This is a genomic window from Anaerotignum propionicum, assembly GCF_024461735.1.
Lineage (GTDB): Bacteria > Bacillota > Clostridia > Lachnospirales > Anaerotignaceae > Chakrabartyella.
Genome location: NZ_JANGAD010000010.1, coordinates 1 through 24,792 on the forward strand (window position 1 = coordinate 1; position 24,792 = coordinate 24,792).

General features: G+C 38.8%; 25 protein-coding genes. 22 read left to right on the forward strand and 3 right to left on the reverse strand.

Annotation, left to right across the window (positions count from 1 at the left end; translation table 11 throughout):
- Nucleotides 1-385 precede the first annotated feature (385 nt).
- A complete protein-coding gene (locus NE558_RS12485) occupies nucleotides 386-1,324 on the forward strand; it encodes a hypothetical protein (protein ID WP_256150447.1) in 939 nt (312 codons plus the stop codon).
- Nucleotides 1,325-1,458: 134 nt separating this feature from the next.
- On the opposite strand, the gene NE558_RS12490 is transcribed toward NE558_RS12485, so the two are convergent.
- Genes NE558_RS12490 through NE558_RS12500 form a run of 3 tightly spaced genes read right to left on the reverse strand, consistent with a single transcriptional unit; the run spans nucleotide 1,459 to nucleotide 3,558 of the window.
- Nucleotides 1,459-1,710 (reverse strand): hypothetical protein, encoded by a 252-nt coding sequence (locus NE558_RS12490; RefSeq protein WP_256150448.1) that lies wholly within the window; start codon nucleotides 1,708-1,710, stop codon nucleotides 1,459-1,461.
- Between the two features lie 22 nt (nucleotides 1,711-1,732).
- Nucleotides 1,733-2,554, reverse strand: coding sequence for a MurR/RpiR family transcriptional regulator (locus NE558_RS12495; protein WP_256150449.1), 822 nt, complete (start codon nucleotides 2,552-2,554; stop codon nucleotides 1,733-1,735).
- A gap of 23 nt (nucleotides 2,555-2,577) precedes the next feature.
- Nucleotides 2,578-3,558: a sugar kinase gene (locus NE558_RS12500; RefSeq protein WP_256150451.1), complete on the reverse strand. Its 981-nt coding sequence runs from the start codon at nucleotides 3,556-3,558 to the stop codon at nucleotides 2,578-2,580.
- Nucleotides 3,559-4,047: 489 nt separating this feature from the next.
- Between NE558_RS12500 and NE558_RS12505 the strand changes: the two genes are divergently transcribed.
- The 21 genes from NE558_RS12505 to NE558_RS12605 all read left to right on the forward strand — a co-directional run bounded on the left by NE558_RS12505 (nucleotide 4,048) and on the right by NE558_RS12605 (nucleotide 24,790).
- Nucleotides 4,048-5,007, forward strand: coding sequence for a substrate-binding domain-containing protein (locus tag NE558_RS12505; RefSeq protein WP_256150452.1), 960 nt, complete (start codon nucleotides 4,048-4,050; stop codon nucleotides 5,005-5,007).
- A 94-nt stretch (nucleotides 5,008-5,101) separates the two neighbouring features.
- Nucleotides 5,102-6,607: a sugar ABC transporter ATP-binding protein gene (locus NE558_RS12510; RefSeq protein ID WP_256150453.1), complete on the forward strand. Its 1,506-nt coding sequence runs from the start codon at nucleotides 5,102-5,104 to the stop codon at nucleotides 6,605-6,607.
- A gap of 26 nt (nucleotides 6,608-6,633) precedes the next feature.
- Complete coding sequence (locus tag NE558_RS12515; RefSeq protein WP_256150454.1) at nucleotides 6,634-7,611, forward strand: ABC transporter permease; 978 nt, start codon at nucleotides 6,634-6,636, stop codon at nucleotides 7,609-7,611.
- Between the two features lie 17 nt (nucleotides 7,612-7,628).
- Nucleotides 7,629-8,603, forward strand: coding sequence for an ROK family protein (locus NE558_RS12520; protein ID WP_256150455.1), 975 nt, complete (start codon nucleotides 7,629-7,631; stop codon nucleotides 8,601-8,603).
- 16 nt (nucleotides 8,604-8,619) lie between these two features.
- Nucleotides 8,620-9,495 (forward strand): class II fructose-bisphosphate aldolase, encoded by an 876-nt coding sequence (locus NE558_RS12525; RefSeq protein ID WP_256150456.1) that lies wholly within the window; start codon nucleotides 8,620-8,622, stop codon nucleotides 9,493-9,495.
- A 16-nt stretch (nucleotides 9,496-9,511) separates the two neighbouring features.
- Nucleotides 9,512-10,471 carry a 6-phosphofructokinase gene (locus tag NE558_RS12530; RefSeq protein ID WP_256150457.1) on the forward strand — a complete coding sequence of 320 codons (960 nt, stop codon included), beginning with the start codon at nucleotides 9,512-9,514 and terminating at the stop codon, nucleotides 10,469-10,471.
- Between the two features lie 17 nt (nucleotides 10,472-10,488).
- The gene (locus NE558_RS12535; RefSeq protein ID WP_256150458.1) at nucleotides 10,489-11,769 is read left to right on the forward strand and encodes a class II D-tagatose-bisphosphate aldolase, non-catalytic subunit; all 1,281 of its coding nucleotides are present in this window, start codon (nucleotides 10,489-10,491) and stop codon (nucleotides 11,767-11,769) included.
- A gap of 519 nt (nucleotides 11,770-12,288) precedes the next feature.
- Nucleotides 12,289-12,948, forward strand: coding sequence for an amino acid ABC transporter permease (locus tag NE558_RS12540; RefSeq protein WP_256150522.1), 660 nt, complete (start codon nucleotides 12,289-12,291; stop codon nucleotides 12,946-12,948).
- Complete coding sequence (locus tag NE558_RS12545; RefSeq protein WP_256150459.1) at nucleotides 12,929-13,603, forward strand: amino acid ABC transporter permease; 675 nt, start codon at nucleotides 12,929-12,931, stop codon at nucleotides 13,601-13,603. Before NE558_RS12540 ends, NE558_RS12545 begins: the two co-directional genes overlap by 20 nt.
- A gap of 4 nt (nucleotides 13,604-13,607) precedes the next feature.
- A complete protein-coding gene (locus NE558_RS12550; protein WP_305145067.1) occupies nucleotides 13,608-14,393 on the forward strand; it encodes an amino acid ABC transporter ATP-binding protein in 786 nt (261 codons plus the stop codon).
- A gap of 49 nt (nucleotides 14,394-14,442) precedes the next feature.
- On the forward strand, nucleotides 14,443-15,327 hold the full coding sequence (locus NE558_RS12555) for a transporter substrate-binding domain-containing protein (RefSeq protein ID WP_256150460.1): 885 nt from the start codon (nucleotides 14,443-14,445) through the stop codon (nucleotides 15,325-15,327).
- A 382-nt stretch (nucleotides 15,328-15,709) separates the two neighbouring features.
- Nucleotides 15,710-16,639, forward strand: coding sequence for a cysteine synthase A (gene cysK / locus NE558_RS12560; protein ID WP_256150461.1), 930 nt, complete (start codon nucleotides 15,710-15,712; stop codon nucleotides 16,637-16,639).
- Nucleotides 16,640-16,668: 29 nt separating this feature from the next.
- Nucleotides 16,669-16,812 (forward strand): hypothetical protein, encoded by a 144-nt coding sequence (locus NE558_RS12565; protein WP_256150462.1) that lies wholly within the window; start codon nucleotides 16,669-16,671, stop codon nucleotides 16,810-16,812.
- Between the two features lie 135 nt (nucleotides 16,813-16,947).
- Complete coding sequence (locus NE558_RS12570; protein WP_256150463.1) at nucleotides 16,948-17,853, forward strand: class I SAM-dependent methyltransferase; 906 nt, start codon at nucleotides 16,948-16,950, stop codon at nucleotides 17,851-17,853.
- Nucleotides 17,854-17,855: 2 nt separating this feature from the next.
- Entirely contained in the window at nucleotides 17,856-18,320 is a 465-nt protein-coding gene (locus NE558_RS12575) for an S-ribosylhomocysteine lyase (RefSeq protein WP_256150464.1), read from the forward strand.
- Between the two features lie 73 nt (nucleotides 18,321-18,393).
- On the forward strand, nucleotides 18,394-19,551 hold the full coding sequence (locus NE558_RS12580) for a trans-sulfuration enzyme family protein (RefSeq protein WP_256150465.1): 1,158 nt from the start codon (nucleotides 18,394-18,396) through the stop codon (nucleotides 19,549-19,551).
- Nucleotides 19,552-19,553: 2 nt separating this feature from the next.
- Nucleotides 19,554-20,465: a PLP-dependent cysteine synthase family protein gene (locus NE558_RS12585; protein ID WP_256150466.1), complete on the forward strand. Its 912-nt coding sequence runs from the start codon at nucleotides 19,554-19,556 to the stop codon at nucleotides 20,463-20,465.
- Between the two features lie 163 nt (nucleotides 20,466-20,628).
- Nucleotides 20,629-21,555 (forward strand): LysR family transcriptional regulator, encoded by a 927-nt coding sequence (locus tag NE558_RS12590; RefSeq protein ID WP_256150467.1) that lies wholly within the window; start codon nucleotides 20,629-20,631, stop codon nucleotides 21,553-21,555.
- A 373-nt stretch (nucleotides 21,556-21,928) separates the two neighbouring features.
- Nucleotides 21,929-22,771, forward strand: coding sequence for a MetQ/NlpA family ABC transporter substrate-binding protein (locus NE558_RS12595; RefSeq protein ID WP_256150469.1), 843 nt, complete (start codon nucleotides 21,929-21,931; stop codon nucleotides 22,769-22,771).
- A gap of 350 nt (nucleotides 22,772-23,121) precedes the next feature.
- Nucleotides 23,122-24,138, forward strand: a complete 1,017-nt coding sequence (locus NE558_RS12600; protein WP_256150470.1) for a methionine ABC transporter ATP-binding protein — start codon at nucleotides 23,122-23,124, stop codon at nucleotides 24,136-24,138.
- Nucleotides 24,128-24,790 carry a methionine ABC transporter permease gene (locus tag NE558_RS12605; protein ID WP_256150472.1) on the forward strand — a complete coding sequence of 221 codons (663 nt, stop codon included), beginning with the start codon at nucleotides 24,128-24,130 and terminating at the stop codon, nucleotides 24,788-24,790. Before NE558_RS12600 ends, NE558_RS12605 begins: the two co-directional genes overlap by 11 nt.
- Nucleotides 24,791-24,792 lie beyond the last annotated feature (2 nt).

The following is a 24,792-nucleotide window of genomic DNA, read 5'->3' on the forward strand; positions in this document are numbered from 1 at the left end:
GTAGATGGTTGCCAGATTTCAATTTTGAAAGAACTGCTGTGGCAGTTCTTTTTTTATGTTGAAAATACGAATTATTATGGAGACAAAAACAGTTCAAAATCTAATAAAAAGGTTGTAAATAATTTAACATGAAGAGCAAATCTCTATTTATAAATGCCAAAAAAACAAATTGTATTTCGAGCAATAGATTTGGAAAATTAGTATTGCCATAAGGCAATTATCGGTTTTTTCAATTAGCATACGTTATTAATTTTATATTTTGAAAGTTGTACTTACAATCAAATTAAAGTATAATGAATTGATTATGATATAAATAAAAAGTATAGAATAATCTAAAAATATATCATTAAATAGATATTTCATGATATACATTTGGAGGTGCGCAGTGCTTGAGAATATGAGAAAAGAATTAAAAGAACTTTCGGGTAAAATAGAGCGGAAAAATAAAATTGAGTCCACGTTGCTCAGCTTAAAAAATGAAGAGATTGAACTTATAGAAAAGGAATATGAACTACGTTCCATTCTTGCCAAGGAGAACAATGATGTAGAACGGCTGAAAAATACATCAGTTACATCGATTTTTTATTCTATGTTAGGAAAGAAAGAACAGCAGTTAGAAAAAGAGTTGCAGGAAGCTTTTGCAGCAAAACTAAAATATGATGCAGCTCTTCGTCAGAAAGAACATTGCTCCAGTCGCAAGGAGATACTCATAAAAGAACAACAAGAGTTGAATGACTGTGAAGATAGATTCCAACAGGTATTTAGTGAGATCCAAATTTTATTGCATAACAATCCAGAATATGCAGAGAAGCTATGTAAATTGGAACGTCAGCTTGGTGAAGTAACAAATCAAATTGGAGAGGTAGACGAAGCTATTGCAGTAGGTAATGCCTGTATATTAGAAATTAAAAGTATTGAAGATAGCCTTAGTAGTGCGGAAGGTTGGGGGACCTGGGATTTAATGGGTGGTGGAATGATTTCTGCCATGGCTAAACATTCTGACCTAGACAAGGCCCAAAACACCGCAGAACATTTACAAGTATTGCTTAGCTCTTTTCGTACGGAACTAGCGGACGTTAAAATATATCCAGATATGGGTCAAGTAAATATTGATGGTTTCTTGCGTTTTGCTGATTATTTTTTTGACGGATTGATTGCAGATTGGAGTGTACTTTCTCGCATTCATGATAGTCAAAAAAGTGTTTCTCAAGTAGCGAATCAGGTTTCATTGGTTTTAGCACAATTGGAAAAAATTCATAAAAAAGATGAAGTGGAAAAGGCTTCATTGGAAGATGAGATTGCACGATTAGTATTTCAGGCATGATAAAAGAAAAGACATACTTAAGGAAGTAACCTCACTCACATAGTACAACAGCTTGCGTTCTGGCATAATAAGCTGGTGGGAATTAAGACGATAAAAAACAGGCTGAATATATCCACTCAGCCTGTTTTATTCTATTAAATATCTTTATTTTCCTTTTGTATTCGCCTTTGTAGTTCTCTCATTTTTTTATGCGAATAGAGAGCGAGAGAGGCAATTGCAATAAGGATGCCGCCCATTAAGATTCGATAGATATTAGAACCTGTGGTAAAGTCTACAACATAAGTATATCCAAAATAAAGCCCACAAAGAATGAGGATAGTACGATGAAATTTGAATTTATTATACTGTGAGGTTAGCTCTTCCATTATATCGTTTGTATAATCCATTTTGGCTCCTTTTTATTATGGGTTAGGGTACCTGTGTTTCAGCTAAAAACATTTTAACCCCTTGAGGAGTACGCTTTTTATTTGCCGCAAAAAACACAAGGGCATCTAATATAACACTGGTGTAGATATGTGATTCCGCACCAAATACTGATGTTGAGGAGGATTCAATGGTACTAGCCAAAGCATAATCTGCATGTTTTTTTAGAGGACTTGTTGTGATATCAGTAACAGCAACGGTGGCAACCCCTTTTTTTCGAGCCAATTCAAAGGCACGTACCACATTTTTTGATCCGCCGCTATGGGAAACGCCAATGACAATATCGCCATATCGCGCTAAATTAATATTTGCAAGCTCCAGCTCATCAGAAATAGAGGTGGTGGTGGCAATCCCTATACGTCCCAAACGAAATGAAAATTCCAGAATGGAGGGAATGGTATTGCCTGAGGCAATGACATGAACTGTATTTGCAGAAGCAATTAGGTCCACACAGCTCCAAAAGGTTTTCTGATCTAGCACATTTCCAATATGCAGCATATTTTGGGCTGTAGCCTGAAAAAATTCATTTAAATTACTGAGGGGTCCATTGCTGGAATGCTGTTGCTCTTGATCTAAGCTATGAATGAGCATAACTTTAAGCTGATAAAAACCTTTATAGCCTAATTTTTTACTCATACGAACCACTGTGGCTTCGCTGGTACAGCTTTCCTTTGCAATTCCTACCACATTTAGGGACTGTATTCTATCAATATTATCCAATAAAAAAGCAGCAACTTTTTTTTCTGTGGAAGAAAGACTGTCCATATTGAGTTTAATATTTTCATATGCTGAGTCCACTAAATGCATTTTCTAATCTCCTATATATCTGCTTATAATAATTTTGTGAAAGGGTTTTCTATATCTATTGCCTCTATCGCGGGATTTTCGGAAATCAAATGGTCTATTTCTTCTTTTCTGCAATTACCTTCCATAGGGCCTTTTTTAGAAACGGCCAAAGCGCCTGCGGCATTTCCATATTTTGTTGCCGTTTTAATATCAATACCGTTACAATACAAGGCTAAAAAAGTTCCGTCAAAGCAGTCGCCTGCACCAGTAGGATCCACTTCAATTGTGGGGAATGTGCCTACTTGGAAAGCTTCACTTCTAGTGTACACATCTGTACCTCTGGAACCATCTTTTATTACTATAATTCTATCCTTTTTCTTTAATAATTCCAATAGGTTTTTTTCATATGCTCCAAATAATTTTACAAGCTCGCTTTTTCCCGTTAATAGGAAATCACAAGATTCTAGAATTTCGTTGAAAAAATTTGAGGTTTCTCCAGTTAAAAGTTCAGGACGAATATTAGGATCAAAGCTAATTTTTACATTATTTTTTTTTGCAGTGCGAATGGCTTTCATGATAGCTGCACTCATAGATGGACTTCCTGTTACTGAACAGCCCATAATATGCAGTATTTTAGAATTCTTAATCAATGAATCATCAATATCATCTGGACCAAGTTCGCCACAAGCAGCGTGTTTAAAATGGAAGATAAATCTTCTGCTGCCATCCGATGCATATGTTACAAAAGCATTGCCCGTAGTATTATCTGATGTTTCAATGATGTTGGAGATGTCAACTCCGGAGGATTCCAGTCTATTTTTATTGAGTAAACCAAAGTCATCTTTTCCCACTTTTGCCACAATCGTCGTTTTCGCACCCATTTTTGCTGCCTGGTCAATTGCAATGGCTGGTGCTCCACTGGGGAAGGGGCCTAAAAGAGTGCCACCCAGTTCAAAAAAATTCTGATTCTTTTTTTCTGCAAGTATTTCCGCCAGAATTTCACCAATTGTAATAATATCGTACATATACATACCTCCAAAAACAAAATAAATATGCATAAAAATGAATAGATATAAATAAAAAATTCAACCTCTGTGCATTGTTTAGATTTAGTATAATATATAAAAATTTGCAGGTCAATAAGATAATTTTTAATATTTTTTTTGGATCGGGGAAGAATAGCTTCTGAGACTTGAAAAATAAAAGCAATCTTATATCTGAAAAAATTTTCGGTTTTTTCATCAAAATTAATCTAAAATCCCTATAGTTTTTTAAAAACAAAAAAAATCTAGCACAAGATGAAAAAAATTTCACAAAATCAAGTTATTGTGCTAAATTACTTAAAACCAAAACAGGAAATTGTAGGAGTATACAAAATTGGTCAATGTGCTGTAAAATCATTGACTTCCTTTTCATAAATTGCTATTATTTTCGTATGTCCAAGGTGCATAATTACAAAGGGAAATTTTGCATAAAATCAGGGCAAATATTCAATACAAAAAGGAGAGAGGTTTATGAAGAAATTTTTAAGTGTATTACTTAGTGCAACATTGGTACTTGGATTGACTGCTTGCGGTTCCAAGCCTGCCGCAGAAAAACCTGCAGAAGGAGATACTGCGAAAAAGGAATTAACATTGGGCTTCATTGTTGGTTCTAGAGAACACGTTTTCTACAATTTGATTGAAGAAGGCATTATGACTGCATCTAAAGATTTGGGCTTTAAAGCAATTGTACTTGATGGTGAATTGGACAGTAACGTAACATCTGACCATATTAACAATTTAGTGGCACAGGGTGTAGATGCAATTGCCCTTTCTTGCAACGATCCCGGCGGCACAACACCTGCAATGGAGGCTGCTGACAAAGAAGGCATTCCTGTATTTACATTTGACTGCACCAGTGATGTTACTGATGTTGTAAAATGCTTTGTTGGTACTGACAACGTTGAAGGTGGTAGACTTGGCGGTCAAGAAACAGTAAGACTTGCAGAAGCTGGCAAAACAGTTGGTATCATTAACTTTGATGAACCTCAATCTTGTATCGATCGTCGTACAGGCTGGGAAGAAGTTGTAAAGGCTTCTGATAAAAAATTAAACATTATTGACATCGGTAACTACGAAGGCGACGCTGCAAAGGCTGAACAGTTAATGTCTGATGCTTTGTCTGCAAACAAGAATGACATCGCAGTTGTTTTCGCAGTTGGTGATCCTGCTGCAACAGGCGCTTTGGCAGCAATCAAAGCTGCTGGTGCAGATACAAAGATTATCGGTTTCGATGGTAACCCTGAAGCTAAAGCAGCTATTTTGGATGCTGAAAATGGAAAATATTGGGTATCTGAAATTTCTCAGAATCCTATCGAAATTGGAAAGCAGATTTCCAAGAATATGGTTGATTATTTGAACAATGGCTCCGTTACAGAAGCTAAAATTATGATCGCTCCTTATATCATTACAGCAGAAAACGCAGCAAAATAATAGATTTAATTGAATGGATGGCTTTAAGATGAGTTGTTTCAACTCATCTTAAAGTTTTATTATAAGCAAATTCTTAGTAAGGAAGGTTGATACGATGAATCCGTGTTTGCAAGTGAAAAATATTTCAAAAAGATTTCTAGGTGTCAAGGCCCTTACAGACGTGTCTATTGATTTTTATTCAGGAGAAATGCATTGTCTTTTGGGAGAGAATGGTGCGGGAAAATCCACATTGATTAAAATCATTTCCGGTGTTTATGATGCTACAGAAGGAGAAGTTATTTTTAATGGACAAAAGGTAAACTTTCATAACCCTCGTCAAGCATTGGATGCAGGCATTTCTGTAATCCATCAGGAGTTAAGTATTGCAAACGATTTAACAGTAGCGGAAAATATCTTCTTAGGTGCAGAACAAAGACAAGGCTTTAAAATGCTTTTAGATAGAAAACGAATGAATAAGGAAGCCCAAGAAATTTTGGACTTTATGAAGGTAGATATTCAAGCGACTCAAATTGCCAGAGAACTAACAGCGGCTCAACAGCAAATGGTGGAAATCGCCAAGGTAATGACAAAGAAGGCAAAAGTTGTGATTATGGATGAACCTACTTCTTCCTTATCCGGGCATGAAATTAATGCGTTGTTTGAGCAGATAAAAATACTAAAGGAACAGAATGTAGCCATAATTTATATCACCCATCGGTTGAAAGAAATGTTTGAGATGGGAGAGAGGGTTACTGTTTTAAGAGATGGGTGCAAGGTAGACACGTTTAACATTGCTGATGTAACGGAAAAAGAATTGGTTGCCAGCATGGTTGGGCGAGAAATTCAAGATTATTACAACAGACAAGAGCATACTGCAAAAGAAGAATTACTTAGAGTAGAGGGACTTACAGGAAAAAAAGGTGAATTCAAAAATGTTAGTTTTAGGGCATGTGCTGGAGAAATTATTGGTTTTGCTGGACTAGTGGGAGCAGGCAGAACAGAAGTAATGGAGGCAATCTTTGGGGCAAGAGAATATTCCTCCGGAAAAATTTTCGTTTCCGGTAAGGAAGTGGTTTTTAAAAATCCCATTGAAGCAATTAATGCACATATTGGACTTGTTACCGAGGATAGACGGCGCACAGGTTTAATGCTAAATGCAATGATAAAAAACAATATTGTTTTGCCAAGTCTTACGAAAAATAGTAAAAAGTTTGGCTTTTTAGATTTAAAGTGGGAAAAAGAAGTAAGCGAAGATTACGTGGATAAACTGAAGGTTAGAACACCTGGAATTAATACGGTGATTGCCAATCTTTCAGGAGGAAATCAACAAAAGGTTATTTTGGCAAAGTGGTTGTTGGCCAATTCAAAAATTTTAATATTGGACGAGCCAACGAGAGGCATTGATGTGAATGCAAAGTCAGAGTTTTATGCACTGATGAATGCCTTTGTAGCCAATGGTGGATGCATCATTATGGTGTCTTCGGAATTGCCGGAAGTTTTAGGCAACAGTGATAGAATTATTGTTATGAGAGAAGGCGAAATCGCAGGTGAATTGCATTATAAAGATGCTACCGAGCAAAATGTAATTGAACTTGCAAGTTTAAATAGTAAAAATACTTAAGAATAGTTATTGAGAGGTATAATGATATGGAAAAATTAAAAGCATGGCTAAAGAAAAACATGGTTATTGTGTTTTTGATCGGTTTGTGCATTGGGTTTGGCGTAACGACAGACACTTTTTTCACAACAAAAAATGTTATGAACCTAACCTCACAGATGGCTATTAATGCCCTTTTGGCAACCGGTCTTACTTATGTAATTATCCTTGGGGGAATCGATATTTCTGTTGGTTCCGTAGCGGCGCTTGCGGGGGTATTTTCCGCAATGGTTGGTTTGATGTTCCCGAATATGTCTGTATTCATGTCCATCATAATTTTGATTGTATCTTCTTTGATTATCGGTGGCATCTGCGGCTTCTTCAATGGCATCATGATTACAAAATTTAAAGTAGTGCCTATGATTACCACATTGGCTACGATGACGATTGCCAGAGGCGTAACCTATATTGTTACAGGCGGAACGGCTGTCTTTGGTTTGCCTACCCAATTTTCTTGGTTGGGTGCAGGTCGATTGCTGGTGACGGATTCTCATCCCAATGGTATCATTCCAATTATTACATTATTTACTATTATCGTTGTGGCACTGATGCATATTTTGCTTTCCAAAACAGTGTTTGGCAGACATGTATATGCAACCGGTTCTAATTTGCAGGTGGCACACCTAAGCGGTATTAATACAAACAGAGTTATTTTAAAATCTCATATATTGTGTTCCATTATGGCGGCTTTGGGTGGTGTATTGGTTGCTTCTAAGCTGCAAAATGGACAACCCGGTGCATGTGAAGGCTACGAAATGTATGCCATCGCTTCAACGGTTCTGGGAGGTACAAGTCTTGCCGGCGGTAGCGGTTCTGTTGCCCGTGCAATGTTTGGTGTTGCTATCATCGCGGTTATCAACAATGGTATGAATTTATTATCTATCTCGTCCTATTGGCAGAAGGTAGTAATTGGTAGTATTATCTTATTGGCTGTTATTTTTGATATGTCACAAAAGAAAAAGGCATAAGGCTTGGAAAAAGGTGTATGATGAGATATTATTTGATTTTAGACATAGGTGGAACAAAAACATCAGGAGCATTGTTTACGGAAGATGGTAAAATCGTAGATGATTATGTACATGTGGCGCCCTCAAAAACTTTCTTAGGGGAAGAGGCGGTTTATCAAAATACCAAAGATGTATTGTTGCATATTATAAATCATTTTTCTCTAAAGAAAGAAGAAATTATAGGGATAGGCGTGGGAAGTCCGGGACCTTTGGATGCGGAAAAGGGCGTTATTATTCATGCTCCATTGATGGGATGGCACAATTTCCCTATTGTAGAACGTTTGGAAACAGATTTTGGAACGAAGGTTATGTTAGACAATGACGGCAATCTGGGTGCACTTGCCGAGGTGCGAATGGGTGTCGCAATGGGATTGAAAAACGTAATCTATATGACTGTAAGCACTGGATGTGGCGGTGGTATCGTTGTGAATGGTGAAGTGTATCGCGGCAGTTCCAGTGGTGCAGGAGAAGTCGGGCATATGTCTATTATGCCGGAAGGTTTAAAATGTCCTTGTGGCAGCGTGGGTTGTTTTGAGTTATACGCCTCGGGTACTGCTATTAATCATCGCTTGAAGGAGGATATGGAAAAGGGTATCCAAAGTAAGGCTTTTGAATTGGCAGAATTTAAGGTGGAAAACTTAAATGGAAAGGTGTTAAATGAAGCGGCAGAGCTTGGAGATGCATATGCCCTTGAAGTTTATCGCAAAGAGGGTTATTATTTAGGAATAGGAATTGCAAATCAATTTAACTTCTTTAACCCCGATACCATCGTTTTAGGTGGTGGTGTTACAAAGGCAAAGAGATTTTTCCATAAAGCTTTGATGGAAACCTTAGAAGAACGCTGTATTCAACCAATCAGTGATAGCTCAGTCAGATATTCTGTGATGAACGACAGAGTTGTGCTTTACGGAGCATATTGCTTGATTAAAGAATACACAGATAAAAAACAATGAGATAGGAGTGTTTATTATGGGAGATGTGAAAATGAGAGGTTTAGTGACTTTAAAAGAAATTTTAGAGAATACAAGAAAAGAAGGCTATGCAGTTGGCAGTTTCAATTTCAATGGTTATGAAGATGCACAGGGAATTATTAATGGCGCGGCAGAAAAAAATTCACCGGTGATTTTAATGGCATCAATGGGTGCTTGCAAATATATTGGTCTGCATCAAACAGTTGGGATGGTTAAAGGTATGGCGGCTTCTGTAGATATTCCCGTTTGCCTGCATTTAGACCATGCAACAGATATGGATTATATCAAAGAAGCAATCAAGGCAGGTTTTTCCTCTGTTATGATTGATGCTTCCGCAGAGGATTATGAAATTAACATTCAAAAATCAAAAGAAATTGTAGAGTTTGCTAAGGATTATCATTGCTCCGTTGAAGCTGAATTGGGCAAAGTTGGCGGTAAAGAAGAAAACATCGTAGTTTCCGATGAAAAAGCAACCTTTACCCAGCCCTCCGATGTTCCTCGTTTCGTTGAAGAAACAGGCATTGACGCTTTGGCAATTGCATTTGGTTCTGTTCATGGTTTCTACAAAAGCGAGCCTAAGCTGGATTTTGAGCGATTGGCTGAGATTGCAAAAATTACAGATTGCCCCTTGGTTCTCCACGGTGGTACCGGCATCCCTGTAGAAGATTTCAAAAAATGTGTTGTATCAGGCATTAGCAAAATCAACGTTGGAACAGAATTCAAAAAGACTTTCACGGATACAATCAGAAAAATGTGTAATGACCTTCCTGAAAAAGAGGTTGACCCTAGAAAGTATATGGGACCTGTGAAGGATGCTTGCGCAGAGGTTGTAAAGGGAAAAATTGACGTGTTCGGCAGTGCAAATAAAGCCTGATAAAGAGGGAATACCAATGAATATTGCTGTGATTACCAGCGGCGGGGATTCATCGGGAATGAATCCGTGTCTTGCTCAAATAGTAAAATATGCAACACAACAGGGGCATGTGGTTTACGGATACAAACGTGGATTTTTAGGTATCCGTGATAATGATTATACGGTGCTTCGCCCCTGCGATGTACAGGATTGGCATAAAAAAGGTGGTACAGAGCTTCGCACCGGAAGATTTCCTGAGCTGAAAGAACAGGAAAATCAAGAGCTTTTAATTTCTCAGCTAACCAAAAACAATATTGATGCACTGATTGTTTTAGGCGGGGACGGAAGCTTTAAGGGAGCCAGAGCCTTAAGCAGCTTAAACCCAAAAATGAATATAGTTGGGGTACCTTGTACCATTGATAATAACATTTATGGCAGTGAATATACGTTAGGATATGACACGGCATTGAATAAACAGGTGGATTATCTGGATGGCATCAGCGACACCGGAATGGCTTTGCCGGGAAGAGTCTTTTTTGTAGAGACCTTGGGTGCGTGGGACGGCTACTTGACTCACAGCTCTGTATTGATGGGAATGGCAGACTTTAGTGTTCTGGTGGAAAAACCCATGACCAATGAAGAAATTGCCCGGGAAATCGTAAAAATACGAGAGAGCGGGGATAAGGATTATATCGTGGTTATGTTTGCCGAGGGAGATAGCCAGAATACAATCACCAGAATGGTGGATGCCGCAAATTATGTGAAAAGCACATTGGGGTTAAACGTAAAATGTAATCTTGTTGGATTTCAGCAACGTGGAGGCGTACCCACTGCTACAGACCGATTGAGAGCCGCTGGCTTTGCAAAATATGCAGTCGATGCGGTGATAAAAGGTATTCAAAATGTGTATGTGGTTTACGCAGACGGAAAATATCAATATATGGATGTTGAACAAGCCTTTCAAAGAAAGGTGTTTGATGAATTCGAGATTAAATAATAAAGGTTTGGTGTGCCATGGAAAATATACTGAAGCAAAAGATAAAAGGAGAGGGCAGTACCCAAGGAATTGCATCTTACTGCACTGCCAATGCACTGGTAATTGAAGCGTTGCTGTTTCATGCCAAGGAAACACAACAGCCTGTTTTGATAGAAGCAACAGCCAATCAAGTAAATCAGTACGGTGGATATACAGGAATGACCCCTCAAAATTTTGCTGACTTTGTGTTTCATATTGCAGACCAAATGGGTTGTAGCAGAAATCTAATCTATCTAGGAGGGGACCATTTGGGTCCCCTTACTTTTCGTAATCTTCCCGAGGAAGAAGCCATGGAAAAGGCAAGGGTATTGGTTAGAGAGTATGTGGAGGCTGGTTTTACAAAAATCCATTTGGATACCAGTATGAAGCTGGGAAGTGATGCAAAGGATCAACCCCTTAGCACAGAAATTGTTGCCAAACGTGGTGCTGCGTTGTATCAGGTTTGTATGGAGACTCTTGGACAAATTGATAGCGATGTAGAGCCTGTTTTTATCATAGGCAGTGAGGTTCCCATACCAGGGGGGGCAACGGAGGCAGAAGAAGGAATATCTGTAACAAGGGTTACGGATTTTATTGATACGGTAGAGACGTATCGAAGGGTATTTGATGGGTATGGTCTATTAGATACATGGGCTAACATTGTGGCTGTGGTAGTTCAGCCTGGTGTGGAGTTTGGCGATTCTCAGGTTTTTCCATATCAACGGGAAGAAGCAAAGGATTTGTGTAACAGTTTAAAGGCTTATCCTTCTTTGGTTTTTGAGGGACACTCTACAGACTATCAGACGAAAGAAAAATTAAGAGAAATGGTTGAAGATGGGATTGCAATATTAAAAGTAGGCCCTGCTTTGACATTCAGATTAAGAGAAGCATTGTTTTCTCTCAGTTTTATGGAAAAAGAATTAATTCCGATAGAAAAACATGCTTGTTTTATAGAAGTGCTGGAAGAGATTATGCTGGCCGAGCCGGAAAATTGGATTCATCATTATCACGGAACGGATGAAGAGATAGCTTTGGCAAGAAAATACAGCTATTCTGACCGTTGTAGATATTATTTATCCAATGATAAAGTGCAAAAGGCAATAGATGAGCTGTTCCATAACTTTGATGAGATTGCTATACCACTAAACTTAATGCATCAATATATGCCCAATCAATATGAAAAGGTTGTACGTGGTGAATTGAAAAATGAAGCTCGATTGCTGGTTTATGATGCTGTATTGGAGGTAGTGGACACTTACGAATATGCTATAAATAGATAATAAATATAAAGATCAAGATTCCTCAATGAGTATATTATTTGTTGGGGAATTTTTTATTTTCGTATTGTAATTAGGCATTACCAACGATTTTTTATGAACTAAGAAGTTAACTTGACAATTCTTTATCATGAATTTAAGGTAGGTCTAAAATAAATACCAATTAACCTATTGACAAAATAGGTTAATGCGAGTAAGATACCACTATGGATTTTATAAAATATTTTAAGAGGTGGAAACAATGATTACTTACAAAAATAATTCTAACATGAATATCTTTTGTTGCTGTTACAGGATTTTCCAGCGGGCATGATATTATGGCTAGGTGCCTAGACAAAATTGTTTGCACCTATGAGCATCCTATGACAGTTAGGATTGAAACGCCATTTGCCCGGGAGCTATGGATGCCCCGGTTTTTTTACGCCTGTCATAGTAAAAGAATTTTTAAATTAGCATTGGTACTTAGGTTTTTCTTAGATAGAAATAATCTTAAGATTGAATAAGAAGAAAGGGGCGGTCATCCTGAACTGGGAATTTATATGGGAATATCTACCGCTGTATCAGAAGGCGGCGTGGCTCACGCTAAAAATTGGACTGATTGGAATTTTCTTTGCCATTCTGTTGGGATTTATATGTGCCGTAATTCAATATTACAAAATACCATTTTTCAAAAGAGTAGTTGGAGTTTACATAGAGTTGAGTCGAAACACACCCCTGCTGGTGCAGCTATTTTTTCTTTATTATGGATTACCCAAAATTGGTATTCAAACAAATGCCACAACCTGCGGTATTATTGGGTTGGCGTTTTTGGGCGGTAGTTATATGGCAGAAGCGTTTCGAAGTGGTTTGGAAGCGGTGGAAATCATTCAGACAGAAAGTGCGCTGAGTCTTGGAATGAATCAATATCAGATAATGAGATATGTGGTACTACCTCAGGCAATCTCTGTAAGCGTTCCCGCTTTTATGGCAAACATCATTTTTTTGATGAAAGAAACCAGTGTTTTTAGTGCAATCAGCTTGATGGATTTAATGTTTACAGCAAAAGACCTCATTGGACTTTATTACAAAACAACGGAAAGCTTGTTTTTACTGGTGATTTTTTATCTCATTATATTATTGCCGATTTCGATTTTGGGCAGCTTGCTGGAAAGGAGGCTGCGCTATGCCGGATTTGGGTCTTGAAATTTTACTAAAAGGAAGTAATATGATTCGCCTTCTGGGGGGATTATGGGTAGCGTTAAAGATCAGCTTAATTTCAGTTGCAATCAGCATTCCTATCGGAATTTTGTTGGGTGCACTGATGACATGGAAGAATCCAATCACAAAAATAGTTTTGAGGCTTTATTTGGAATTTATTCGAATTATGCCCCAGCTGGTGCTTTTATTTCTAGTTTATTTTGGCACAACAAAAGCTTTTGGTTGGGATTTATCAGGTGAGACAGCGGCAATACTTGTTTTCACCCTTTGGGGGACGGCGGAGATGAGTGACTTGGTTCGAGGAGCATTGATTTCCATTCCCAAGCATCAGTATGAAAGCAGTGAAGCTTTGGGGCTTAGCAAGGTGCAAACATATTTGTATATTATTATTCCACAGGCCGTTAGGCGATTGATTCCATTATCCATTAATCTCATTACAAGAATGATTAAAACCACCAGCTTAATTTTGATGATTGGTGTGGTAGAGGTGCTTAAAGTTGCCCAGCAGATGATCGAGGCAAACCGTATGTCCAGTCCCAACGGGGCATTCGGCATTTATTTAGCAGTTTTTATTCTGTATTTTATTGCTTGCTGGCCCATTAGTATGCTGGCAAAACATTTGGAAATGAAGTGGAGGTGATTTTTTGGCAGAACCAATATTAACACTGGAACAGGTAACAAAAAAATTTGGTGAAAACACCGTTTTGGATGACATTAATCTGACAGTGCATCAGGGTGAGGTTATCGTCATTGTTGGTCCTAGCGGATGCGGGAAAAGCACCCTTCTTCGATGCATTAATGCATTGGAACCGATTCAAGGAGGGCAAATCAGCTTAGATGGTGAAAAGATTGATCAGAAGAGTAAAAGCCTAGTGGCACTTCGTCAGAAAATAGGGATGGTTTTTCAAAGCTATGAACTGTTTCCCCATTTAACGGTATTGGAGAATATTTTGTTGGCACCTACTAAGGTGCAAAATCGCAAAAAAGAAGAGGTTCGAGAAGAAGCGCTGGCTCTTTTGGGGCGTGTTGGCCTTATAGGTAAGGAAAACAGCTATCCAAGACAGCTTTCAGGGGGACAAAAACAGCGGGTTGCCATTGTGAGAGCACTCTGTATGCATCCCGAAATTCTTCTTTTTGATGAAGTGACTGCCGCCCTTGATCCGGAAATGGTGAGGGAAGTTTTGGATGTTATGTTGAATTTGGCGTCACAAGGAAGAACCATGATGATTGTGACCCATGAGATGCAATTTGCGCGGGCAGTGGCAGACCGAATTATCTTTCTGGATAGCGGAAAGGTTCTGGAGGATACTCAGCCGGAATTGTTTTTTGAAAAGCCAAAAACAGAGAGAGCAAAACAATTTTTAAATATGTTTGAATTTCATGCAGTCAAATCTCCACAAGCAGAAGAACCTGTGAAACAGAATGCATAAGGAGAGTTGGACATATACAATTAAATTAAAGTAGAAAAGGGGAAGATTTATGAAGAATTTTAAAAAAATGGTACCATTGGCACTGGCGATGACATTGGCTTTTGCAGTTACCGCATGCGGAAAAAAGGCGGATTCTAAGGAAGCTGGGGAAGGAACGAATGCAGGCGGGGAAAAGGCTGTTGTTTACCGTACACTAGATGAAATCAAAGAAAGTGGTACAATCAACATTGGTGTTTTTTCAGACAAAAATCCTTTTGGATATATAGATGAAAATGGTGATTATCAGGGATATGATGTTTATTTTGCCAACCGTATTGGTGAAGATTTGGGTGTGAAAATTAATTTTGTGTCTACAGAGGCAGCAAACCGCATTGAATATTTAGAGACAGGAAAGGTTGACGTTATCCTTGCCAACTTTACTGTTACAAAAGAACGTGCAGAGAAGGTTGACTTTGCACTGCCTTACATGAATGTTGCCCTTGGCGTTGTTTCTCCTGAAAGCAAGGTAATCGAAAGCTTGGATAATTGGAATCCTAAGGATGAAATGATTGTTATTTCAGGCACAACGGCTGAGCCATTTTTGATTGAGAATTACCCCAATATTCCTTTGCAGAAGTATGATTCTTATGCCACAGCGAAAAACGCTATGGAAAATGGGAATGGCGTTGCATGGGCAAATGATAATACAGAAGTTATTGCTTTCGCTTTGCAAAACAAGGGCTATACTGTTGGGATTCCCTCTTTGGGCAGTCAGGATACCATTGCACCTGCTGTGTCCAAAGGAAATGAGACACTTTTGAATTGGATTAACGAAGAAATTAAGAGCTTGGGCAATGAGAAGTTCTTCCATGCAAATTATGAAGCCACTTTGGTAGATACCTATGGGCTGGAATTTGAAGATAGTCTGGTAGTTGAAGGCGGTCAGGTTCAATAAATTTCATAAACAACAGATGCGGAGGTCGTTTTTGGCCTCCGCTTTTTTATACTTCTTTTGTTGTAGAAGGATGAAATTGAAATATGAATCCCGTGAGAAAAAATGGTTTTGAGTGTTAGCATTTGTATGATTTTATTATATTGTATCGTGAACTTTGTATTTTTTTAGGAACGAAATTAGTAATTATTTTCTAAAATTCTGTTGACAGCAAAAAATGGCTATGTTAAAATAAAACCTATAAATATGATAGGTAAATAGGAATAATAAAATTACCTAAGGAAGAGGGAGATTTATGAGTATTAGAGTATTGAAACGATGTTGTCGCTGATGAGATTCAAATTTGTGTAGGCATTGGTATTGAATTGAAGGAGAAGAAGCTGATATGAGAACATTTGACAAAATTACGGATCTAATCGGAGGAACCCCCCTCTTAAAACTAAATAGCTATCAAGCCCAAAAGGAGCTGAGTGCTACAATCTTTGCAAAGCTGGAATATTTTAATCCTGCCGGTAGCGTAAAGGATAGAATTGCAAAGGCGATGTTGGAGGATGCTGAGGAAAAAGGACTGCTTCAGCCTGATACCATTATTATTGAACCAACCAGTGGTAATACGGGCATTGGCCTCGCGGCTGTAGCTGCGGCGAAAGGATACAAGATTATTTTGACCATGCCGGAAACCATGAGCATAGAACGACGCAATTTATTGAAGGCTTATGGTGCTCAGCTTGTATTAACCGAGGGTGCCAAAGGCATGAAAGGTGCGATTGAGCGGGCAGATGAGCTGGCAGAGGAGAATCCAAATAGTTTTATTCCCAGCCAGTTCACCAATGAGGCAAATCCTGTGGTACACTTTAAAACCACTGGCCCAGAAATTTGGACGGATACCGATGGTAAGGTTGATATTATTGTTGCAGGTGTAGGCACCGGCGGAACAATTTCAGGGGCTGGGGCATATTTAAAAGCTCAAAACCCCAATATAAAGGTGATTGCCGTTGAGCCTGTTGGTTCGCCTGTTCTGTCAAAAGGAATTGCAGGACCTCATAAGATCCAAGGGATTGGAGCAGGCTTTGTTCCTGAAATTTTAAACACGGAGATTTATGATGAAGTGTTTGCCGTGGAAAATGAGGATGCCTTTGAGACGGGAAGACTCTTGGCACAAAAAGAAGGATTGCTTGTTGGTATTTCCTCTGGAGCAGCTGCATTCGCTGCAGCAGAAATAGCAAAAAGACCTGAAAACAAAGATAAAACGATTGTAGTGATTTTACCGGATACTGGAGAGCGTTATCTTACAACGCCTATGTTTTCCGAATAATATGAAGCCAAAAGAGAGGAGCGAGTAAGATGAAATGGAATAGAAATGTAGATGGAAATTTGAATGAAACAACAGTAAAAAAGTCTTACGATATAGCTACTCTTTCTGTGCTGGAAGCGTCTTATTGTAATGCATGCTGTTGTAAGCAGAAGGGAAATTTACCTTTAGTTTAAAACAGTGATATTATGATTCAACAATAATATTTCTAGTTTCTATAAAAACATTGGTAAACTCCTCTTGTCTTTTTAATCAGCATTTTATGTGGTAAAAGGCAAGAGGAGTTTTTATTAAATATTGAGGTGATTCTTATGATAGATATGAGAGAAAGTATGACTGCCAAAATGTGCTCCTTTGCACGTGCATATCATTCAAACCATGCCAGACAAAAAATATATGATGACTATCTTGCTTATGACATGATGGGGAAGGAAGAATACGAAGAGGTGGGTATGATTTTGCAAAATACATTTGGCATTTCCCAACCCTTGCAACAGAAAGATTTTTCAGGAAAACTGACCTATCCCCTGATTGACCATTACTTGACGCCGATTTTGCTTTCACGTATTGCCTATGCAGAAACTGAACTGATGAATTTTGCGAAAAAACATGGTAAATGCCAATATGTTATTTGCGGGGCGGGTATGGATACCTTTGCTTTTCGTAATCCAAATACGGATATTCGCATTTTTGAATTGGATCATCCCGATACCCAGCGTTATAAAATGGAAAAAATTCAGAAGCTTGAATGGATTATCCCCCAGAATGTGCAGTATGTACCTATTGATTTTTCAAAGCATGATTTAGTAGATATATTAAAAAATGCAGGGTTTGACCCATTAATACCTACTTATTTTGCAATTTTAGGTGTGACCTATTATTTGACCTTGCCTGTGTTTGAGGAGACCATTCAAAAAATTTCCACTTTATCAATCCCGGGAAATAAAATTGTGTTTGATTATCCTGATGAAACCACTTTTGGAGAAAATCCTGTGGAGCGGGTTTATCGTTTGACACAAGCGACGGAAAGCTTGGGGGAGCAAATGAAGCAAGGGCTTTATTTTGAGGATGTGAAAGAGGCTTTAGGTCGACATCAGTTTTCTGTGGAAACCCACTTAAACCCTGAGCGGATTCAAGCTGTTTATTTTGCCAACAGAACGGATGGACAGAAAGCATTTGAAAATATCCATCTGATATTAGCCAATAAGGAGGAATAAGGATGAAAAGAATCGCAAGCTTTGAGGTGAATCATGATATTTTGCAAGAAGGAATGTACATTTCTAGAATTGATGGTGATATTGTTACCTACGACATCCGTATGAAAAAACCAAATGGCGGTGATTATTTGGCTAATGGAGCCATTCACACCTTTGAGCATTTATTTGCCACCTTTGCCAGAAATGGTGAATTTTCGGAAAATGTGATTTATGTAGGCCCCATGGGATGCCGAACAGGATTCTATCTTCTTCTTCGAGATAAGGTTGGCCATGAAGATGCTCTTGCTTTGGTGAAAGATGCATTTCGGTTTATTGTAAATTTCCAGGGAGAGATACCGGGAAGTCAGCCTTATGAATGTGGAAATTATAAAGAACATGATTTGCAATCTGCGAAAGACGATGCGAGAGAAATACTTTCTGTCTTAGAGAGCTGGTCAAAGGAGAAAATGGTGTATAGAACAGAATGATCTTATTGGTTACTTCACAATAAGGTAAACAAAGGAGTTATAAATCATTTTGAAAATTAAGGAGGCTACAAATATGGCGTATTATGAAAAATTTGAATCAGCCCTTATCCATGGTGGCGTTTACGGTGATAAATTTACAGGGGCAGTGAACGTCCCCATCTATCAAACATCCACCTTTGAGCAGGAGGGATTAGGCCAGCATAAAGGTTGGGAATATGCCCGCACAGGCAATCCCACTCGACACGCAGTGGAAACGTTGATTGCTGAGCTTGAAGGGGGAAAAGGGGGTTTTGCCTTTTCTTCGGGTATGGCGGCAATTACAGCGGTTTTAAGTTTGTTTCAGACAGGTGACCGTATCATTATTTCAAAAAATGTGTATGGAGGAACTTTTCGTGTTTTAGATAAAATATTTCGTAATTTTGGCATATCGTATGCCTTTGAAGATACCATCGATTTAAATAGCTTGAAAGAAAGACTGACTGAAAATGTAAAGGCGATACTTGTGGAAAGCCCTGCAAATCCCCTTTTAACGGTGACGGACATTGCAGGAATTGCGACGATTGCCAAAGAAAAAGGGATATTAACCATTGTGGATAATACGTTTATGACACCTTATCTTCAAAGACCCCTAGAGCTTGGAGCGGACATTGTTGTACATAGCGCTACAAAATATCTGGGTGGACATAGTGACCTTATTGCAGGGCTGGTTGTTGTAAAAACAGAAGAGCTGGCGGAACGCCTTGGGTTTATACAAAATGCCACAGGGGGTGTTCTGGCACCATTTGATTCCTTTTTGCTGGTTCGAGGAATAAAGACACTGGGTGTTCGTATGGATCGTCATGTGGAAAACGCATCAAACGTAGCAAAATATTTGCAAGAGCATGAGGCGGTAAAGAAGGTATTTTACCCTGGCCTTGGAGATGCCCAAGGGTATGAAATCAATCAAAAGCAAGCGAAAAACGGCGGAGCAATGATTTCCTTTGAACTAAAGGAAAAATATAATATCAATAAATTTTTCTCTTCTTTAAGACTGATTGCCCTTGCAGAAAGCCTTGGAGGTGTGGAAAGCCTTGTGTGCCACCCTGCTACCATGACCCATGCCTCCATTCCTGAGGAAAAAAGAAGAGAAATCGGTATCAGTGATGCCTTAATCCGATTATCTATCGGTATAGAAGGGATTGAAGACCTTCTCTTTGATTTAGAACAGGCAATTGCAGAAAGTGAGGAATAATTATGGCTTATTATGAATCTATGCAAGATTTAATTGGGAACACCCCCCTTGTGAAGCTGAATCATTTGGAGTTACCCCAAGGGGTACAGCTTTTTGCCAAACTGGAGCTGTATAACCCCTCAGGCAGTGTGAAGGATAGAACCGGGAAATATATGTTGGCAGATGCCCAGGAACGAGGTATTTTAAAAGAAGGGGGTACTATTGTTGAGGCAACGGCGGGGAATACAGGTTTGGGAATTGCTTTTGCGGCATTAAACAGTGGCTATAAAGTGATATTTGTTGTGCCCACCAAGTTTTCTGCTGAGAAGCAGACCCTTATGCGTGCCCTTGGGGCAGAAATCGTCAGTACACCAAGGGAAGAAGGAATGCTGGGTGCGGCGAAAAAGGCTGAGGAAATTCGTGCCTCCATTCCCAATGCCATTTCCTTAGAACAATTTAAAAACCAAAGCAACCCCCTGGCTCACTATAAAACCACAGGACCTGAAATCTATCGAGATTTAAATGGAGAGGTGAATTATCTTGTTGCAGGTGCAGGAAGCGGTGGAACGTATACAGGTGCCCTTCGGTATTTGAAAGAAATGGATGAGGAGGTAATCGGCGTTCTTGCTGACCCTGTGGGTTCAACCATGGGTGGTGGTGAACATGGGGATTATGATATAGAAGGCATTGGAAATGACTTTATTGCGGAAACCATGGATATGACATTAGTGAATCAGGTAATTAAGATAGACGATGAAGAGGCTTTCACGGGAGCAAGGCTTTTAGCGGTGAAGGAAGGGATTTTTGCAGGTTCCTCCTCAGGTGCCGCCCTTAGCGCCGCGTTAAAATTGATTGCAACGGGAGTACAGGGCAATATTGTCGTTATTTTGCCTGACAGAGGAGACCGTTATTTCAGCAAAAATCTTTATTTGTAATTATAATACATGCAGAGGGGTAACATTTGAATAGGTTTTTCCTCTGCATTTTTTATTCTTCGGAAAGAAAATAGGTAATCAAGGTTCAAATATTTATTGAAAAAAGAAAAGATAGGCATTAGAATATAAAAAATCTAATCTTCATATGAAAAGGAGGAATTTTATGACACTGCAACAACTGCATTATGCCATAACCATATCGGAAACTGGTTCGCTGAACAAAGCGGCGGAGCTATTATATATAGCCCAGCCCTCATTGACAAATGCCCTAAAAGAATTGGAAAAGGAATTGGGAATCGTAATATTTCATCGTAGCGGGAGAGGTGTATCGCTGACCAATGATGGCGTGGAGTTTCTTTTGTATGCACGGCAGGTCTATAATCAGTATGAAACCCTATTGGAGAAGTACGGGAAAACAGGAAATTTAAAAAAGAAATTCGGAATCTCAACCCAGCATTATTCCTTTGTCGTGCAAGCCTTTATTGAGATGGTGAAATGCTTTAATACGGCAGAATACGAATTTGCCATTCGTGAAACAAGAACCATGGAAGTCATTGAGGATGTGGATACCTTAAAAAGTGAAATTGGTATTCTTTATCTGTGCGATTTTAACCGTAAAATTATGTTAAAGCTGTTGAAGGCTCATAATTTAGAATTTCATAAGCTAATTGAATGTAGTGCCTTTGTTTATTTATGGAGGGGACACCCCTTGGCAAACAGCAAATCTATACAGCTTTCTCAGCTTGATAATTACCCATGTCTTTCTTTTGAACAGGGGGATAATAGCTCCTTTTTCTTTGCGGAGGAGCTGCTTAGTACCAATGAATATGCCCGAACCATTAAGGCAAATGACCGTGCCACCATGTTAAATTTGATGATTGGACTCAATGGATACACCTTGTGTTCCGGTATTATTAGCGATGAATTGAACGGAGCGGATTTTGTTGCAGTTCCTTTTGAGGCAGATTCTGACAATCCCAATAGTGTTATGGAAATCGGTTATATTGTGAAAAAAAATATGCTTCTCAGTGAAATGGGTAAGCTTTATTTACAGATTATCCAGAATGAATTAAAGCAGTATGAAGTCTGAACGAAACACAAAGAGAAGAGTACACTAAATTTAGATCAAGTATTTTATAATTGGCTCCATATAGGTTCAGCCTATAACCTATTATACCTATAGGATATTAGACAAATGGGTATGCCCATGGTATTGTATTAAAAAACATTGAGGGGAGAGGTAATCATGAAAACAAATTTTACAAGATTGGAAAAAATGCATATGTGTATGCGAATGTTGCGGACCAAGGATTGTTGTGTCAGCCGATGTTGTATGCAAAAAGCGTAGATTTGTACGCAGTTTGTGAAAATATCCCTCGCAATGAATTCTTGGAAGCCGAAAAATAGAGGCTTCTTTTTTATTTCAAAAATTAGGAATTTATACTTAGAAAGGATGTTCATTTATGACAAAAAAAATTATTTCAGTATTCTTATCCATTTTGTTGGTTTTATCTATCAGCGGTTGTGCAAAGCAAAAAGAGGATGCACCCGCTAGAGCTGACAATGGCGCTCCTACAACACTTAAAGTGGGTTTTTGCCCTGGCCCTTACGGAGATATGTGGAAAACAGCAATTGCCCCTCAATTGGAGGAAAAGGGTTATAAATTCCAGTACATAGAGTTCAGTGATTATGTTCAGCCAAACAATGCCTTAGCAAACAAAGAAATTGATGTGAATTTGTTTCAGCATTCCATCTATCTGAAAAACTTTTCCACAGAGCATAAGCTGGATTTAAGCCCTGTAACGGAAGTTCCTACAGCGGGCATGGGTATTTGGTCAAATACCACCAAGAGCTTAAAAGAGGTGGCTGACGGTGCAACGGTAACCATACCCAATGATGAAACAAATCAGGCTCGTGGCCTTCGTGTTTTGGAGGCGGCAGGCTTGATAACATTAAAGGCAGATACTGACAAAGCAAAGGCAATCCCTGAGGATATTGACAAAAATCCTTATAACTTAAAAATTGTGCCTACGGAAGCGGCTCAGCTCCCCCGTACCCTTGATAGCGCAGACCTTGCTGTTATCAACGGAAACTTTGCCATCAGCGCAGGCCTTGATTTTTCTGCTGCACTATTCAACGAAACGTTAGCAGAAGGCTATGTCAATGTGATTGCTGTGAGAACAGAGGATATTAGCTCTCAATTTGTTGCCGATATCAAAGATGCGGCTACCAATGACACTTTTAAATCTATCATTGAGGATCCCAATGGAATTTTCTATACCTTCCAAAAACCTGTAGGTTGGTAAAAATGGATTGGAAACTGAGATATGTTGGGTGTCGATTTAGTCGACACCCACGATTGAGGAAAAAATAAAAATTATGAGTGATTTCAAAAACAATCTTAGAAATTATTTATCAATGCCCATTTGTTAAGGGTATTCCATATATCACATCTTTGTTTTTTCAAAAATGATTTGGCGAATGCAAATGATTTTAGTTTGTTTTAATAGCTGCATAGGATTTATGACTTTTGCTTGAGGATTGTTCAAGGAAGATTAACGGACACGTCGCCAAGTTTCTTAAGTATAGCTGAGTATTTTGGAATGAAAAATGTTTATTAATGAGAACCAAAATTGAAAAAGATTGGGGGATGGCTATGATTCAATTTAAAAATGTGAGTGTAAGCTTTCCGCAAAAAAACGGAGAATTGCATGCAGTAAAGGATGTTACCCTTCATATTCGGAAAGGGAAAATATATGGTTTGGTGGGAGCAAGCGGTGCGGGAAAAAGCACATTGCTTCGCACAATCAATTTGCTAGAACAACCTACCTCGGGAGAGGTGATTGTAAATGGAGAAGTGATTAATCATCTCCGAGGGGAATCCCTCAGGCGTTATCGTCAGAATATTGGTATTATTTTTCAGCATTTTAATTTGGCATCCAACAAAACTGTTCGTAAAAATATAGAGTTCCCCCTAAGGGCGGCAAATGTACCAAAGGAGGAAATAAAAGAGCGCGTTGATGAACTGTTGGAGATGGTAGGGCTTAGGGATAAAAGTGAAGAATACCCAGCAAAGCTTAGCGGCGGTCAAAAACAGCGTGTGGGGATTGCCCGTGCATTAGCAAACAATGCAAATATATTGCTTTGCGATGAGGCCACCAGCGCTCTTGATCCTGAAACCACAGTTTCCATTTTAAAGCTTTTAGAAAGTATCAATCAGAAATATGGCATTACCATTATCATGATTACCCATGAAATTGATGTGGTCAAAATGATTTGCAATGAAATGGCAGTGATGAAGGATGGCAGTGTGGTAGAAAGTGGAAAGGTCATTGACATTATTTCAAAACCGCAAAATGAGTTTACTAAAAAACTAATTTCTAACTCGGAAAATTATGAACTGCCTTCTGAAATCATTACTCAGTTTGGTGAGAAAAATATTATCAAGATTACATATTTGGGCAATGAGGCAACAGAGCCAATCCTTTCAAATGCAATTAAAACCAACAATGTGGATATCAGCATTTTGCATGGAAAAATCGATTATATCAGTCATGTTCCTGTGGGCACTTTAATTGTAAGCGTTCAGGGTGCTGAAAAGGATGTGGAAAATGCCATCGAATATATCAGGAGCAAAACCCTAAGAGTGGAGGTGGGTGCAAATGAATTTTAATCTACAAGGTGCCCTTTCTACGGCACTAAAGGAAAGCTTGTTTATGGTGGGAAATTCTTTGATTGTATCCATACTTCTCGGTGGAGTGATTGGACTGCTTCTATATGTAACTACCTCGAAATTATTCTTTCGAAATAAAGTAATTAACGAAATTTGCGGAATCATTGTTAATATTCTTCGATCTATTCCTTTTATTATTTTGTTGGTTACATTAATGCCCATCACAAAGATGATTGTAGGTACAAACATCGGCCCTAAAGCAGTGGTAGTACCGTTAACGGTTACCGCAATTGCCTTTTATGCAAGGCTGTCACAAGCCGCTTTTGCGGAGGTGGATAATGGTGTTTTGGAGGCCGCCAGTGCCTGCGGTGCTCATCCTATAAAAATCATTTTTGGTATTCTTCTTCCGGAAGCTCGAGTGGGTTTGATTAATGGCATTACGGTAACAACAATATCTCTTATTGGGTATTCTGCAATGGCAGGAACCGTTGGAGGTGGTGGCATAGGCGACTTGGCAGTTCGGTATGGTTATCAAAGATATGAAACGGATGTCATGCTCCTTTGTGTGCTGATTTTGGTCATCATTGTGCAGGGCATTCAGCTTTTTGGAGATAGCATTGCAAAGAAAGCAAATAAAAGAAGTGGTGGCTAAAA